General features: G+C 33.2%; 15 protein-coding genes. 13 read left to right on the forward strand and 2 right to left on the reverse strand.

Annotated features, from left to right (window positions below; genetic code table 11):
• Positions 1-63 precede the first annotated feature (63 nt).
• Positions 64-1,389 carry an ArsB/NhaD family transporter gene (locus tag A6J74_RS27715; protein WP_000438005.1) on the reverse strand — a complete coding sequence of 442 codons (1,326 nt, stop codon included), beginning with the start codon at positions 1,387-1,389 and terminating at the stop codon, positions 64-66.
• 261 nt (positions 1,390-1,650) lie between these two features.
• Between A6J74_RS27715 and A6J74_RS27720 the strand changes: the two genes are divergently transcribed.
• Together A6J74_RS27720 and bshB2 are read left to right on the forward strand one after the other, a co-directional pair.
• Positions 1,651-2,001: a YojF family protein gene (locus tag A6J74_RS27720; protein ID WP_000407039.1), complete on the forward strand. Its 351-nt coding sequence runs from the start codon at positions 1,651-1,653 to the stop codon at positions 1,999-2,001.
• Positions 2,002-2,016: 15 nt separating this feature from the next.
• On the forward strand, positions 2,017-2,679 hold the full coding sequence (bshB2, locus tag A6J74_RS27725; protein WP_000439466.1) for a bacillithiol biosynthesis deacetylase BshB2: 663 nt from the start codon (positions 2,017-2,019) through the stop codon (positions 2,677-2,679).
• A gap of 113 nt (positions 2,680-2,792) precedes the next feature.
• On the opposite strand, the gene A6J74_RS27730 is transcribed toward bshB2, so the two are convergent.
• Entirely contained in the window at positions 2,793-3,536 is a 744-nt protein-coding gene (locus tag A6J74_RS27730; RefSeq protein ID WP_000768009.1) for an SDR family NAD(P)-dependent oxidoreductase, read from the reverse strand.
• A gap of 579 nt (positions 3,537-4,115) precedes the next feature.
• Here A6J74_RS27730 and A6J74_RS27735 point away from each other — a divergent pair.
• The 11 genes from A6J74_RS27735 to A6J74_RS27785 all read left to right on the forward strand — a co-directional run bounded on the left by A6J74_RS27735 (position 4,116) and on the right by A6J74_RS27785 (position 15,359).
• The gene (locus tag A6J74_RS27735; RefSeq protein WP_000608945.1) at positions 4,116-4,505 is read left to right on the forward strand and encodes a hypothetical protein; all 390 of its coding nucleotides are present in this window, start codon (positions 4,116-4,118) and stop codon (positions 4,503-4,505) included.
• Positions 4,506-5,169: 664 nt separating this feature from the next.
• Entirely contained in the window at positions 5,170-5,448 is a 279-nt protein-coding gene (locus A6J74_RS27740; protein WP_000693588.1) for a hypothetical protein, read from the forward strand.
• Between the two features lie 411 nt (positions 5,449-5,859).
• Positions 5,860-6,084, forward strand: coding sequence for a hemolysin XhlA family protein (locus tag A6J74_RS27745; protein ID WP_000390465.1), 225 nt, complete (start codon positions 5,860-5,862; stop codon positions 6,082-6,084).
• A gap of 581 nt (positions 6,085-6,665) precedes the next feature.
• On the forward strand, positions 6,666-7,202 hold the full coding sequence (locus tag A6J74_RS27750; protein WP_001172125.1) for a DinB family protein: 537 nt from the start codon (positions 6,666-6,668) through the stop codon (positions 7,200-7,202).
• Between the two features lie 278 nt (positions 7,203-7,480).
• Positions 7,481-7,630: a hypothetical protein gene (locus tag A6J74_RS30155; RefSeq protein ID WP_000099743.1), complete on the forward strand. Its 150-nt coding sequence runs from the start codon at positions 7,481-7,483 to the stop codon at positions 7,628-7,630.
• A 631-nt stretch (positions 7,631-8,261) separates the two neighbouring features.
• Positions 8,262-8,486, forward strand: coding sequence for a hypothetical protein (locus A6J74_RS27760; RefSeq protein ID WP_000486799.1), 225 nt, complete (start codon positions 8,262-8,264; stop codon positions 8,484-8,486).
• Positions 8,487-8,674: 188 nt separating this feature from the next.
• On the forward strand, positions 8,675-8,860 hold the full coding sequence (locus tag A6J74_RS27765) for a hypothetical protein (protein ID WP_001253134.1): 186 nt from the start codon (positions 8,675-8,677) through the stop codon (positions 8,858-8,860).
• 434 nt (positions 8,861-9,294) lie between these two features.
• Complete coding sequence (locus A6J74_RS27770; protein WP_000434824.1) at positions 9,295-10,602, forward strand: condensation domain-containing protein; 1,308 nt, start codon at positions 9,295-9,297, stop codon at positions 10,600-10,602.
• A gap of 605 nt (positions 10,603-11,207) precedes the next feature.
• Positions 11,208-12,407: a multidrug effflux MFS transporter gene (locus A6J74_RS27775; protein WP_000758025.1), complete on the forward strand. Its 1,200-nt coding sequence runs from the start codon at positions 11,208-11,210 to the stop codon at positions 12,405-12,407.
• 113 nt (positions 12,408-12,520) lie between these two features.
• Positions 12,521-13,450 (forward strand): GNAT family N-acetyltransferase, encoded by a 930-nt coding sequence (locus A6J74_RS27780; protein ID WP_001013823.1) that lies wholly within the window; start codon positions 12,521-12,523, stop codon positions 13,448-13,450.
• Between the two features lie 517 nt (positions 13,451-13,967).
• Positions 13,968-15,359: an amino acid permease gene (locus tag A6J74_RS27785; RefSeq protein WP_001284434.1), complete on the forward strand. Its 1,392-nt coding sequence runs from the start codon at positions 13,968-13,970 to the stop codon at positions 15,357-15,359.
• The last annotated feature ends 7 nt before the right edge of the window (positions 15,360-15,366 follow it).

Below are 15,366 nucleotides of genomic sequence, written 5' to 3' on the forward strand. Positions count from 1 at the left end.
GGTTTGCAGCACTATGCTGCAAACCTTTTGTATTTGACGATAGAATTTCATACAGTACAACTTCTACATTAAATAACGTAAATAAATGTAAGCATGTGATAACAATAGTGCAATGATTGTTAACGGTAAACCGATTTTTAAGAAGTCCATATAAGAAAATCCATGTCCTTCACGTTTTGCAATACCAGCAACAACTACGTTTGCTGATGCTCCGATTAATGTTCCGTTTCCTCCTAAGCAAGCTCCAAGAGATAACGCCCACCATAGCACTTCGATTTGCGGCGAATCAACAGATAATCCGAGGCCAGTAGCTAAATCTTGAATAAGAGGAATCATCGTTGCGACAAATGGAATATTGTCAATTGTCGCAGATGCGATGCCAGATACCCATAAAATAAGTATCGCAGCGAAACCGATATCACCATTTGTTACGTCGATTACTTCTTTTGCGAGTGAAGAAATAAGTCCGATATCAATTAATCCGCCAACGAGAACGAATAGTCCGGCGAAGAAGAAAATGGTTACCCATTCAACGTGGGCAAATATATCTTCTATTTCATGTTCTTTTACGCCGATTAACATAAGAAGTGTAGCGCCTGTCATTGCGATAACGGCAGCATCTACATGAATAATAGAATGAAGTACAAAGCCTAAAATAGTTAGTCCTAAAATTGTAATCGATTTTAAAAGGAGGCTTTGATCTTTAATATAATCTTTTTCGTTTAACGCCATTAGTTTTTCGATTTGTTCAGGCGTTGTTTTTAGTTTGTTACGATACATGAAGTAAATAATGCCAAGTGTAACGATAGAAATAATAATTACGATTGGAGCTAAATTTAGTAAAAAGGCATTAAAGTCTAAATGCTTATTAGCTGATCCAATCATAATGTTAGGTGGATCACCAATTAAAGTTGCTGTTCCACCTATATTTGAAAACAGTACTTCTGAAATCAAATAAGGAACAGGGTTAACTTTTAAAATACGTGTAATGGATAGTGTAACAGGAACGATTAATAAAACAGTCGTTACATTATCCAAAAATGCAGAACCGACGGCGGTTAATAAGGATAGTAATAATAAAATGCGAATCGGTTTTCCGTCAGCTGCTTTTGCTGCTTTAATAGCTACAAATTCAAATACGCCTGATTGACTCGTAATATGTACGAGAATCATCATCCCGATTAAAAGGGTGATCGTTTCCCATTGAATATGTGATGTGAAAGCAGTGTGTAAATCTACAATTCCAAAAATAATCATAATAGCAGCACCGAATAGTGCAATTACAGCACGATTCAATTTTTCAGAAATAATAAAACCATACGTGACTAAAAATACGGCAATTGCAAAATAATATTGCCAATTTGCTACTTCATGTGCTGATTGTTCCAAGCGAGTCACCTTCTTTAAAATATGTATTCAATTGTCAAAACGTATCCCGATGCATTCATACGGGATAAAATATATTGTAGCAAATTCAAAAAAGAAAGAAAACTATTTAACGAAGTGAAGGAAAAGTTCTGAATTCCACATATGATAAAAAAAATAACAAAACACAGTGCAAATTATTAGGAAAAGTGAGCGTTGTCCTCTAATATAGAGATAGCAATTTACATTATTTTTGCGTAAAATGGTTTAAAGAGGTGAATTCCGATGGAAATAGTAAAAGATAGTTCTCTTATTCAAAATGAAATTGAACGTTTTGTAAATAAAGATGTATATATTCATTTAGAAACAACGAACGGAGCGTATGCGTCACACTTTAATGAAAAGATGATGACAGTTGGAGCATTCATTCGAAATGCAATTATTCGCTTTGAGCGCGGGAAAATAACTGGAACAAACCCATACCGAGTTGGTTTGAAAATGGATCATGGCTGGGTATATGCAGAAGGTATTACGCACTGGGAAGTAGACGATAAAGAGCGTTTATTACTAGCAGGGCATGATAACCAAGGTCGCTTAGCGGTAGCACTTGAGTTAAGCTTAACGCCATTTAAGTAAGAAGGAGGGAAACTTATGGAGAGACATGTACTTGTTGTATTTCCGCATCCAGATGATGAAGCATTTGCTGCGGGAGGGACAATTCGCTTATTAACAGATCAAGGAGTACCTGTAACGTATGCATGTGGTACTCTTGGACAAATGGGACGTAACATGGGGAAGAATGTATTCGCTAACCGTGAAACGATTCCAAATATCCGTGAAAAAGAATTAAAAGATGCATGTGAAGCGATGGGGATTCAAGATTTAAGAATGCTCGGTTTCCATGATAAAACGTTAGAATTTGAAGATGTTGATTTCGTTGCAGATAAAATCGAAGCGATAATTCAAGAAGTAAATCCATCTCGAATTATTACATTTTATCCAGAACACGGCGTACATCCAGATCATGATGCATTTGGCCGCGCTGTCGTTCGCGCTGTATCACGTATGCCAAAAGAAGAACGTCCAGTTATTCATGCGGTTGCGATTACGAGAAATCGTGAAGCAGTGCTCGGTGAACCGGATGTTGTAAATAATATTAGTGAAGTATTTGAACATAAATTAGCTGCACTAGGCGCGCATCGTTCACAAACAGAAGCAATGCTTGAAGAAACACATGCAAAAATAAAAAACAAAGATGCAGCAACATTGAAATGGCTGCAACTTGAACAATTTTGGACTTATAAATGGGAGTAGGCTAGAAGTATATCTTCTAGTTGCTCTTACATAGAAAAAGCGCCGTCACTTGTGATGGCGCTTTTTCTTGTTAAAGACTATATTTCTTAGAGATGTGCATTGAAATTTTTTCATTAACGTGCAGTATAGCCTCCGTCAACAAGAAGTGTTGTACCATTAACAAAACTAGCATCATCACTTGCTAAAAATAAGACAGCTTTAGCCACTTCTTCTGGTGTTCCAAGTCTGCCTTGTGGATGAAGGGAAGCTAAATATTCTTTCTGTTGAGGATTAACACTACCTAGTAAAGGGGTGTCAATATAACCAGGGCACACCGCATTAATACGTATTCCATATTTAGCGTAGGCAGTACATAAATTTTGAGTTAATAGTTTCACACCACCTTTTGCAGAGGAGTATGCTGTTGGGGTAGGTAATGAAACAAAACTATGAATCGAACCAGCGTTAACGATGACACCACCTGTACCTTGTTTAAGAAATTGTTCAATCGAATATTTATCAGAAAGGAATACCCCAGACAAATTAATATCAATAGTTCTTTTCCACTTTTCATAGGATAATTCGTTTGCCGGTGCATCATCAGCAACGCCGGCATTTGCATACATAATATCTAATTTACCGTATGTACTTACTGTCTCATGAATGAGCTGTTTAATATCTGCCTCTTTTGTTACATCAGTTTTAATAAATAACGTATCATATCCATTTGCGTTCAATTCATCTGATAGGTCTTTTCCACGTTCAGAAAAGTCAGCGATAACTACTTTTGCACCTTCTTCAATAAAAAGACGAACGGTGGATTCGCCAATCCCGCTTGCACCACCAGTTATGATTGCTACTTTGTCTTTTAATTTCATATAAACCTCTCCATTCATTAATGAATTTAAGTCGAATTTTTTGAGCTGGTTATGTCACTATTAACCTTAAATAGTAAGTAGATAGAAGAAAAAGTTCGCGTTTACTTAACTGTGAAAGTACTGAATTTTTCTTTATTGTACTTTTTTATACAGTGATGAACGAAAATATTAATTGGGTCAATTTTATCATTAGATTGAATATTCGGTAAAGCGTTCTCGAATAAAGTGACTGCTGAAGTTTAACGACTAACCTACATAGATATAACGAGGGGTATTTACATATAGTTTCTCTTTTTTATTTTAGTAATTAACAAATTTTTAAACTTGCTGATGATGTAGTGCAATTAAATAAATGGGTTGTTTTTAGATTAACTAAAACTAAAAAAACAGTAAAAATAAAATGTTATATAATAATTATTTATTGAAAAACGATAAATATCGTGTTAATATCAAATTGAAAATTAGTAAGAGAGGTGCTTTTTATAAAATGTAAAACGAATGTTATGTACTAAAAAGAAATTGATAGAAATTAGGAAAGTTATATATCTTAATAGCAAAAGAAGAAAAAGGAGTTAGAGCATGATTAATAAAACAGTAAAAAAAGTTATCTTGTTTGCAGGTGGTTTGTATATTACTTATTTAGTAGGTGTAGTTATTTTAGCGGAATCTATACCGTATCCTACATCTCAGCAATTAAAGGCAGCCGAAAAAGTAGTTGAACGCTATGTAGGTGAAAATAATGGAGTGGAAATGATAAATACATCTAGCAGCTTCACGGCTGAGATGTTCGATCGTACAATTCATATTGAAGGAAATTCAAAGGAGAATCCGGAACAAGTATTTCGAATGGATTTAGACCGAGTTTCTAATGAAAATGAAAAAATAACCGAAAAATCGATAAATAAAATTTGTAAATCAAATGATGCAGGAGAGAATTTTACGTGTGCTGATGCTGAAAAGTTAAAATGAACATGCAGTGTTATTTATAGTATATAGCTAAAGATAGGAATGCGTAACAGCACAACTACTACTCTAGTTAAATAGGAAAAGCCTCGCAGGGGGGCGAGGCTTTAAACAGGGTATTAAAAATTATCGATTCATTAAGAATAACTTTTTCGAATAAACTAATTTTAGCATGATAACTCATGTATATGTGTTACGAATTTATGAACAAAAAATCAATCATAAAAATACGGGGAAGATGATAATTTATTTGAAATATATTACATAATTTTCAAGTGAGAAATAAAAAAGCAGCAATGAGCAAAATAATTTAGAGCCGCATTATATTAAACATAAGTGGTACTTCTAATATTAATCTGCTTCATTATATTGTTATTACCAATGCTACAGAATGCGTGAAGTGGTTTAGTAATGTTAAAATAAGAAATTCTCAGAATCTACGGGTTTAAAATGAAAAAATTTTAGTCATTGGACACAAGGGGGATTCTATATTAATTGGTTAAGTGGTTGAAAGAGAGACTTTGTTTATTTCGTTTCTTTTTCACTTAATTCATTAGAAATGATATCTAGTAATGATACATACGAAGCGTATATTTTGAATTAACTAATAGAATAATATATATTTATATTGATTTAATGATTTTAATTTATTAAAAATGAGGAAATCAATATGAAGATTAAATTTGCCGTAATAAAAGATGAAAACTTTGATTTTAGTTTATTAGAAACAAAATTATTGAAAACCTTTAAAGAAGTAGATTTTGAAGCAGATATTGTAAAGGTTGAAGATAAGATTTTTGAGGGAAATAATATTCAAACGAATTTAGCTGAAATCACCATTAATGTTACTGGAAAAAATATCGGCTATAGGTCCGTTTCAGCTAGTATATTTATTGTTCTAGAAAGTTTATCATTACAGTTATTTCAAATTAATATTAGTTTACATTAAGCAGCTAAAAAAGAGAATTTCTTCAGAAAATTATACTGACTATAATGAGTTGTAAATATGAGAATGGTGATTTAAATAATAGTAATTATTGTAGGTGCTCCCGTATGTTGGATTGCACCTTGTTTGTTATTAAAGAAATAAAAAAGCCTTTAAATAAGATGAAAGTCTTTATGAAACGGCATATAAAGAGTGTTCAGGATACGTTATGAAAGTAGAATAATTCAATGCTTATTCATATCGCATGTTATTTAAATGCTTGTTTATACAGAAAAATGGAAATATGTAAATAATTCAATTAGATTGTACAAATAATTTGGTGCGCGAATATACGGAATGTATTCACGGGTAAAAGGGTTGTCTCATAATATATATATAGATTTTTCTATTAAGATGAACAGAGGGTGTGAATATATGGAAGATGTTTACGCGAAAATTGACAGCCTAAAAGCAGAGCAAAAAGAAATTATGAGAGACATTCGTACTTTAGAAACGCGTACCACTATTAATGAGAAAGACATAGCAACAATCAATAAGCAATTAGAGAAAATAAGTACAAACACAACTTGGATTTTGCGAATTATTATTAGTGCGATAGTAATGTCAGTTTTAGGATTGATATTAAAAGGGATTATTTAACCTTGTAAAATGACTCAATATAAACGAAAGAGGGGCAATTCTCCCTCTTTTTATTATACGAATGAGAAATGGCTTTCCTCCAAGCGTTAAATGAAGGTGGAGGACGAACCTATTTTTTGCAAAAAAACTGAAACAATGTGCTAAACGAGTTTTATAAACTGAATCCAATTAGGAATGGATACTATAAGAACCGAGCATTATTTGTCAACGAAAAGAGTATTTAGGTCCTTCACATTATACTTGGCACAAAGCATATAGCAGTTAGATAAAACATACTATGCATGTATACGTATAAAATGTTTATTTTTAGATACAAATCAATTATAAATACTGAAAAATAGACCTACATAAATAGAGTCCTTTTTTAGTTTTAAAATTTTTAATTACTACTAGAACAATATGGATCTATTGAAAAATGTTCTAGATTGTAGCCTCATGTAGAAAACTTTGTAATAGAATCAAACCGCTTACCTTAAGTTGATGAACATATATGGAGACCGTTTGTTTTGTAATTTAAATAATTAGATTAATGTGATAACATTTTGAGGTAGGGTGTAAATGAAATACTGAGGAGGATAAGTATGCAAAAGAGACCAGGAACAAATGAATATAATCCATACTACTCAACGTACATAAAATTAGTACCAGATGGAGATATCATACATATTCTAGAGCAACAAATGAAGGAAACGAATCTTTTATTGAAGGATATTTCTGATAGTGAAGGACATTTTCGATATGCCCCTAATAAATGGAGTATAAAAGAAGTAATCGGTCATATTGCAGATACTGAACGTATTATGGCATATCGTTTGCTGTCCATAGCAAGAGGTGAGACAGCAGAACTCCCTGGCTATAATGACGATATGTATGTTCTTAGAGCAGCTTTTGATAAGCAATCTATGCAAGATCTTCTTACGAATTTAACAGTTGTTCGCCAATCTACTGTGCATTTACTTAAAAGTTTAGATAAAGATGCCTGGTTGCAAAGGGGAATTGCGAACAATTCTGAAGTCACGGTTCGTGCATTAGCAAACATTATTTCTGGTCATGAGCTTCATCATCGGCAAATTATAAAAGTACGTTATTTTGGGGCTAATGCATTTACAGAATGTTAAAATACGGAAAATAAAAGATGATGATTTGTAAAAAAATTACGATTCATCATCTTTTTATTTTTTCTCAATGACCAAATATTACTTAACAGTGGCAAGCTTAATTTATAAGAAAAGAATGACTACATTAGCAACAAGGGTTTAAAGAAAGGGGGATTGATAGTAAGTTGTTTAATTAAAATGGTAAAGAGTAACTTTTACCTTACTTTTTGTTATAAATAAAGGAGCAGTTAGCAAAAGCTAACTGCTCATCTCCAAGGGGGAGCAAGGAGAAAAATCTAATGTCATCTACAGTGTTGACGGAATATGGAGTTTTATTCAGGGGATTTACTGATTATGTAGGTTACATAAAAAGTCCTATTAACATTCAGGCTATTCCGATTAGAATTAAAGATTTGAGTGTAATCCAAAACTTTTTTTCTGGCTTTTGAAATTCTAAAAAGCCTTTTCGTAAGAGCAGAAATAAACCCGCTTCAAGACAGAGGAAAACAACTAGACCAAGAAATTAAAAGTACAAAAGGGATTTATTATGAGAATAAGGAAGAAATCGAAATTACCTTTGAATACTTAAGAAAAGAAATTGATAATGATGATGATGAGAGTCAGCAAATTATTACAGATTACAAAGAGGTATCTTAAAATAAAACTAGAAAAGCATCCAAAACTATTGTTTTTTCTTTTTTAATATAGAAATTACACATTAAACATATATTTATACGTGTTGTTACTAAACGCTAAGGAATAGTAATAAAAAAATGATGCTGATAAAACTGTATAAAAATAAAAAGAATCCTAAGATGGGGAATGTTTTATGAAAGTTGATCATGATAAACCTCCTTGATATATAAAGTATTTTAATATATTGTTGGTCTATTTAGAAGGAAAAACATAATTTGGTACATGTTAAACGAAAATTTGAACAAACTAGATATTGGAATAAATGATGCCTTCCTTAAAATAACCTTAATTAAAATATAGCTTTAATAACATTTGGGAATTAAATGGTATAATTTTCTAGGATAACCTAAATAAAGTTTATTTTAGAAAAGAGGTAGAGGGGAAATGTTTCAAAAGCTTAAGTTTTATTTAATGAGCATTTTAATTAGTTCAATGTTAGGTGGAATTATTATAGGTGCTAATTTCTTGGTCCATAACATATATAATTTGGTTGCAGGTAAAGAGTATCATTTTAATATGTGGTCTTCTATTATTATATTTAGTGTTGTATTTATTTCGGGCTTCTCGTACATGTTGAAGAAGGGGCCAGATATATTTGTTAATGATTAAATTAATAGCAATTATCAATAGGTGTTGCCGTGTGATTCGGTTGAAGTCTTTTCTAGCGTGTTAGTTATCTCAATATATATGTATCTCTTGGCACCTGGGCGAGGGTGCTCTCTTTTTATCGAAGGAATAATAAAATGTATATAATATAATTAATAGATTTATATTTGAATCTGAGGGGTACAAATTCGATGCGACGTAAAAAGGATTTGTTGAAACAATGGAAGGTGGATTTACAGGCTATTCAAGAAGAGAAGAGGATGAAGAAGAAGGCTAAAAATAAGAAATATAGCATTCCTGGTAATACAGCTGGATTCATGAATGGAAAGCATACTTATCGTAAAGAGAATGGGGTATGGAAGCAAAGAAATAAATGACGTGAGGATAAATAGATTTCATTAAGTTTGTAGCATTATTCTAGGCGTTCCCATGATTTGGGTGGCGTCTTGTTTGTTGTTTATGAAGTAATCCCTAAACGTATTATATTATTGTTTTTAATTAACAGATATAAAAAATGATTTATTTGTTTTATTGATAATTCGTAAACATTATTATAATATGTTTGTATATGAGTAGACTAAAAGTGTTTTTGTTTGATTTTATTAAAAGGTGGGGGATATCGATAACAATAAAATAATGGGTATATCACCTACAAAAAGCTGCAAAAGGAATGGAAGCAGTATGGAAAAGGTGCTTTCGTGAAAAAATTCGAAAAATAAGCAGTATTAGCTCTTGAAGAAAAATGACTAGAAAAGTTACAACTAGATGGAGCATAAGGTTATACAAAAAATCTTAAAAGGGGGACAAAATTATGGAACAAGGAAAGTATTCAGTAACACCTCAAGATCGAATGAATTATTTATTAGGTCTTTATTCTGCAGATCAACAAATTAATGCGGTTCTTTATTTTCCTGTAGGTCTATCAAAGGAAATACTTGAACAATCAGTAAGGATAACATTACAATTGCAGCCAGTTTTGAATAGTCGATTTGTAGAAAATGATACTCCTTACTGGGAGGAACATTCATCTGGCACTAACTCATCTATTTGCTTTTTTGCAGAAGGAAATGATCAAGAACTTGAAATAATGGCAATAGATTTTATTAAGGAACCTGGTGATCGTATTCAGGGGCCTATGGTTCAAACAATATTATTACGAGGCACTACAACAGATATGTTAGTTGTGAAATTATCTCATCTATGTTCAGATGGTGCAGGAGTCAAGGAATATATTAATTTGCTTGGAGCAATTTATACGCACCTTTCCTTAGGAGGATCTAAGGATCAAATTATAAAGGAATTTGGTGAGGGAAATGAGAGTTTTCGAGATCAATCACATGTATTCAAATATGCTGGAATATCGGACGTAAAAAGTGCGTATCGTCCTAACCAAGAACAGCAGGCATCGTTATGGTCTTTTCCATCTCAACCCAACAAAAATAAATCCCCCAAAATGTCTGTAGGGCGGTTGAGCCGTGAACAAACTCTATGTCTAACCAAATGGACAAAAGCACAACAGGCTACCTTGAATGATGTAATCATGACTGCATACTTCCGTGCTTTATCACATTTCACTGTGTATGCAGAACCTCGCACCGCAGAAAAAATGATCGGTTTGACAATTGATTTACGTCGATATCTGCCTAATTATACGACTGGTGCTATTTGCAACTTATCCGGAATGGAAATGCCAGTGATTAAAATGGAAGATGGTGAATCATTTAATCAGACTCTTGTTCGAGTTAAACAATCAATGGATAAAATAAAGGGCCAAAATCCAGGTCTTTCTTCAGCGGCAGGAATGGAGATACTGGCAGGTATGAAGCTATCTACGGTGAAGGAAATGTATAATCAGCAATACGAGCAGGCTGTACAGATGGGGATGGCGTTGCCATTAATGACAAATTTCGGGGTAATCGCTGATGAACCTATTCAGTTTGGTGAAATTCAAGCTGAGGACGGGTATATGACATCACCCATTATGTATGCACCATTCTTTTCAATGGGAGCAAGCACTTATAATGGAAGACTTACATTTACGATTGGTTATCATGCGCCGGATACATCAAAAGAAAAGGTAGACAAATTTTTAGAATGTGTTATTAATCAGCTATCATAAATAAAATAAAAGAGAATATAGCGCAAAATTTTCTAACAGAATTGTATTTTAGGCGCTCGTCTTATGTACGGCTAATCCCTTTTATAAACGCTATATTTAACGGAAAGGTCTTACTCCAGATAAAAGTTTATCTTCAAATGCTTCATAAATTATTTTTGTTAAATTTTCTCTGATTGCACCTATCTTTATGTTTTAGATTTATGGGGAATCGTAGTGAAAAACAATTTGCAACACGAGAAAAACAAAATAGATCAGCATACAAGTACTAAAAAAGTGAGAAAAGAGCTGACTTAAACTATATTTTGAATCAGCTCTTTTTACTGTTTTTTGAAATGAATTAGTTTTCAGATAATATAAAAATGATAATCTTCTAACAAATAATCAAGGCATCAACACTAGAAAAGTAGAGATAATATGTAATATAATTGAAAAAGTATATTTAAAAATCAATGTTAATATTACCCTCCTATAAGTATTAACATACGTAATTGAGGTGTTTTCTTTGTTGTTTTATGATCGGATTTCTATAATGGCCCCTCCTGTTCCGTAGCTTAGGAAAGTCTTTTTATTTCTGAGATTTTCAAAGTTATAGGAGGGTATGAAAAATGAAAAAAGTCTCAGTACCATCACTTTGGTTAATGATTATTCTTGTGGCATTTCCGCAAATTAGTGAAACAATTTATACACCGTCTTTACCAGACATTTCAAAGGCGTTACATGTAAGTAATAATGAGGTGCAGTTAACGCTTAGTGTTTATTTTGCTGGATTTGCTTTAGGTGTATTTTTTATTGGATGGTTATCCGATATAATTGGTCGTCGCCCGGCGATGTTACTTGGAATTGTCATATATGGCGCGGGGAGCTTCTTATGCTTTATTGCAAGTTCCATTGAATTTTTATTGTTAAGTCGTTTTATTCAGGCGTTTGGAGCAAGTGCAGGATCAGTTGTGACGCAAACGATTCTTCGTGAAAGTGTAGAAGGGCATAAACGTCACGTTATGTTTGCTCAAATTTCGGCAGTCATTGCTTTTACACCAGCAATAGGACCGTTAATTGGTGGCTTTCTTGATCAAATGTTTGGATTTAAAATAGTATTTTTAAGTTTAGTAGTTATGAGTATCGGAATTTTGCTGTATACGTTTGTTTCTCTTCCAGAAACAAAAACGGGTGCAGTAACGGATAAAATAAATGTGTTTTCTGTTTTAAAACGGTTGATTACAAATCCGAAAGTAGTAACATATGGGCTATTAATTGGAGGAGCGAATGGCGTTTTATTTAGCTATTATGCAGAAGCGCCGTTTATCTTTATTGAATACTTTAAGTTATCGCCTAGTATGTACGGATTTCTAGGAATTGTTGTTGCTTCCGCTTCTATTATTGGGGCGAAATTTTCAAAGCGGTTACTTACCACTTATAAACCAGAGAAAATTATATATATCGGTTGTTTTGTAATGACAGGTGGAGCAGGCGCTTTATCTATTATTACTTCAGTTGGATCAAATCCAAACATAATATATATGATTGGATTTTTAGTAGCGATGTTTATATTGCTATTAGGAATTGGGGTAGCATTACCTAACTGTTTAAGTTTAGCATTAGTAGATTTTCAAGATGTCATTGGTACAGCTGGAGCATTGTTTAGCTTAGGGTACTATATAATAGTGACGGTGACAATTTGGGGAATGAGTCAACTTCATACGGGCTCGTTACTGGTGATGCCACTTTATTTTCTAGCTATTGTAGCTATCATGTTGGTGTTTACTAAGGTATTTATTGTTGGTAAACGAGTTGAAAAAGCAGTTTAATTATGTATTAGGAAAAGAGTCTCATTGGAAAATGAGGCTCTTTTTTATTATTTTTTAATAAATCATTAGAATAGTTTTGAAATTAAGTTAATTAAAAAGAAAGAAGGTACAATATGAACGGTCTAAATGTTAAAGCAACTACACAAGAAGATTTACAACAAATTTTAAAACTATGTACAATTTATGATCAAGCCATTTACGGTGAAGTTGATACAACGGTAGAGGATATTACGAACTCATGGAAAGGTATTGATGTTAGTAAAAGTTCTTACGTTGTTATGAAAGAAGAAATAATTGCTTATGGTATTTTGACAGGGAGTGAAAGACAGTTTCCATCTGCTGTACTTATTCATTCTAATTATATGAATCAAGGTATTGAACAAATAATATGGTCAAAGCTTGAAGGGTGGGCTAAGGAGCTTGTTAGTAATTCGTCTTGCTCGAATGGCACGATTGTAACACAAGCAAATAATTTCTATGAGGAAAAAATGTTAGAAGAAGCTGGTTTTATTCCAACTCGTATTTGGTGGAGGATGGGGATTGAATTGCAGGGGAATGTTCCATCACCAATATGGCCAAATGGGGTTACAGTGCGACATTACATACCGGGTGTGGATGATGGGAGATTACATCAAGCTTTTAATGAAGCCTTTGCGGAGCACTGGAATTCGCAACCTTCTACGTTAGAAGAGTTTTTGCAACGTACTGAAAGAGATGGGTTTCATCCTACATTATGGTCACTAGCAATGGCTGGGGATGAGGTAGTTGGTTTTATATTTAGTAAAAAGGGTACTGATAATAAAACTGAAATTACGCATCTAGGTGTAAGATGTTCTAAGCGGAAACAAGGGTTAGGATTATCACTATTAAACCATGCATTTAGTCAATTGTACGAAGAAGGGACTTTAAAAGTTCAACTGAATGTAGATTCTGAAAATATTATAGGCGCACCTCGCGTATATGAAGCAGCTGGAATGGAAGTACAGAGTAAATTTGTTCGCTTTGATAAGGAGATCCTTGCTAAGGGTGTATATGGTATGTAACTTTACTAATATATTATATTCTTGTTTGAGATGTTAATAGAGTGTTTAAAAAGTATGAAAATAAATTTTGAAAATGGTAGTAGCAATAGGAATGAAATTCTTTTAAAATACGTTATCAACTATAAAGATTGAAGTACATGAGATGTGAAACCGAGGAAGATATGCTCTCCTCGGTTATTTATATTGTAATAATATTCATATCGGAACCATTTTGAATAGATGTATTTTATTGCTAATTCAGTTAAAAATTAAACATAATTATGCATATTAATTTATTGAAAAAATAATTGAATTTTTCAGATAAATGAATTAATATAAAATAAGTAATTTTAAGATTTATAGAATATTGGAAGATGAAAGGTTTTGAGAATTTTGTAAGAGGCAAAAAACGATTTTAGGATAGCTTTAAAGCTAGTGTAAAATGACGTTTGCTTCATCATTTTCAGGCCAAAAGGAATTAGGGGAAAGCATCTTATTTTAAAATGCGGCTATGAATCATCTAAGAGGGGGAAGTGAAGTGGCAAACAAAGAATTGAAAAGAGGTTTAGAAGCACGTCATATTCAAATGATTGCTTTAGGCGGAACAATTGGTGTTGGTTTGTTTATGGGTTCAGCTAGCACGATTAAGTGGACAGGTCCGTCAGTAATGCTTGCCTATGCAATTGCAGGTATTTTTATCTTCTTCATCATGCGTGCCATGGGAGAAATGTTGTATATGGAGCCAAGTACAGGTTCATTTGCGACGTTCGGTCATAAGTATATTCACCCGTTAGCTGGTTATATGACAGCGTGGAGTAACTGGTTCCAGTGGGTTATCGTTGGGATGTCAGAGATTATCGCAGTTGGAGCGTATATGCAATATTGGTTCCCAGGTCTACCGGCTTGGATACCAGGTGTGATTGCAATGGTTATTCTTGGTGCAGCTAACTTAATTTCTGTTAAGTCATTTGGTGAATTTGAATTTTGGTTTGCGATGATTAAAATCGTTACAATTTTATTAATGATTATTGCTGGATTTGGCCTTATTTTCTTCGGAATTGGTAACGGCGGAGAAGCGATTGGCATATCTAATCTTTGGTCAAATGGCGGTTTCTTTACAGGTGGTTTTTCAGGATTCTTCTTTGCATTATCACTTGTAGTTGGAGCATATCAAGGTGTGGAATTAATTGGGATCACTGCTGGTGAAGCGAAAGATCCGAAGAAGACACTTACAAGAGCGATTCAAAGTACAATTTGGCGTATTTTAATATTCTATATTGGTGCTATTTTCGTTATTGTAACTGTGTATCCGTGGGATCAATTAAGTACAATTGGTAGTCCGTTCGTGGCAACTTTTGCGAAGGTTGGTATTACGGCAGCAGCTGGACTTATTAACTTCGTTGTTATTACAGCGGCGATGTCTGGCTGTAATAGTGGTATTTATAGTGCTGGACGTATGCTGTATACGTTAGGTGTAAATGGACAAGCACCGAAATACTTTACGAAAATTTCTAGTAACGGTGTTCCATTATTTGGTACAGTTGGTGTAATAATTGGTTTAGCGGTTGGTGTAGTTTTAAGTTATATTGCGCCAAAAAACTTATTTGTATATGTGTATAGTGCGAGTGTACTTCCAGGTATGGTACCATGGTTCGTCATTTTAATTAGTCAAATTCGTTTTAGAAAAGAAAAAGGGGCAGAGATGAAAGATCATCCGTTCAAAATGCCATTTGCTCCTGTTACAAACTATTTAACGATTGCCTTTTTAATTATGGTATTAATCGGAATGTGGTTTAACGATGATACTCGTATCTCACTAGTTGTAGGTATTGTTTTCTTAGCTATCGTTACAATTAGTTTCTATGCTTTCGGAATAGGGAAGCGAGCGCCATTAGATACTCAAAATGATCAAGAGATTTCAAGTAAATAAAGGTAAA

The organism is Bacillus sp. FDAARGOS_235, from assembly GCF_002073415.2.
Classification (GTDB): Bacteria; Bacillota; Bacilli; order Bacillales; family Bacillaceae_G; genus Bacillus_A; species Bacillus_A toyonensis.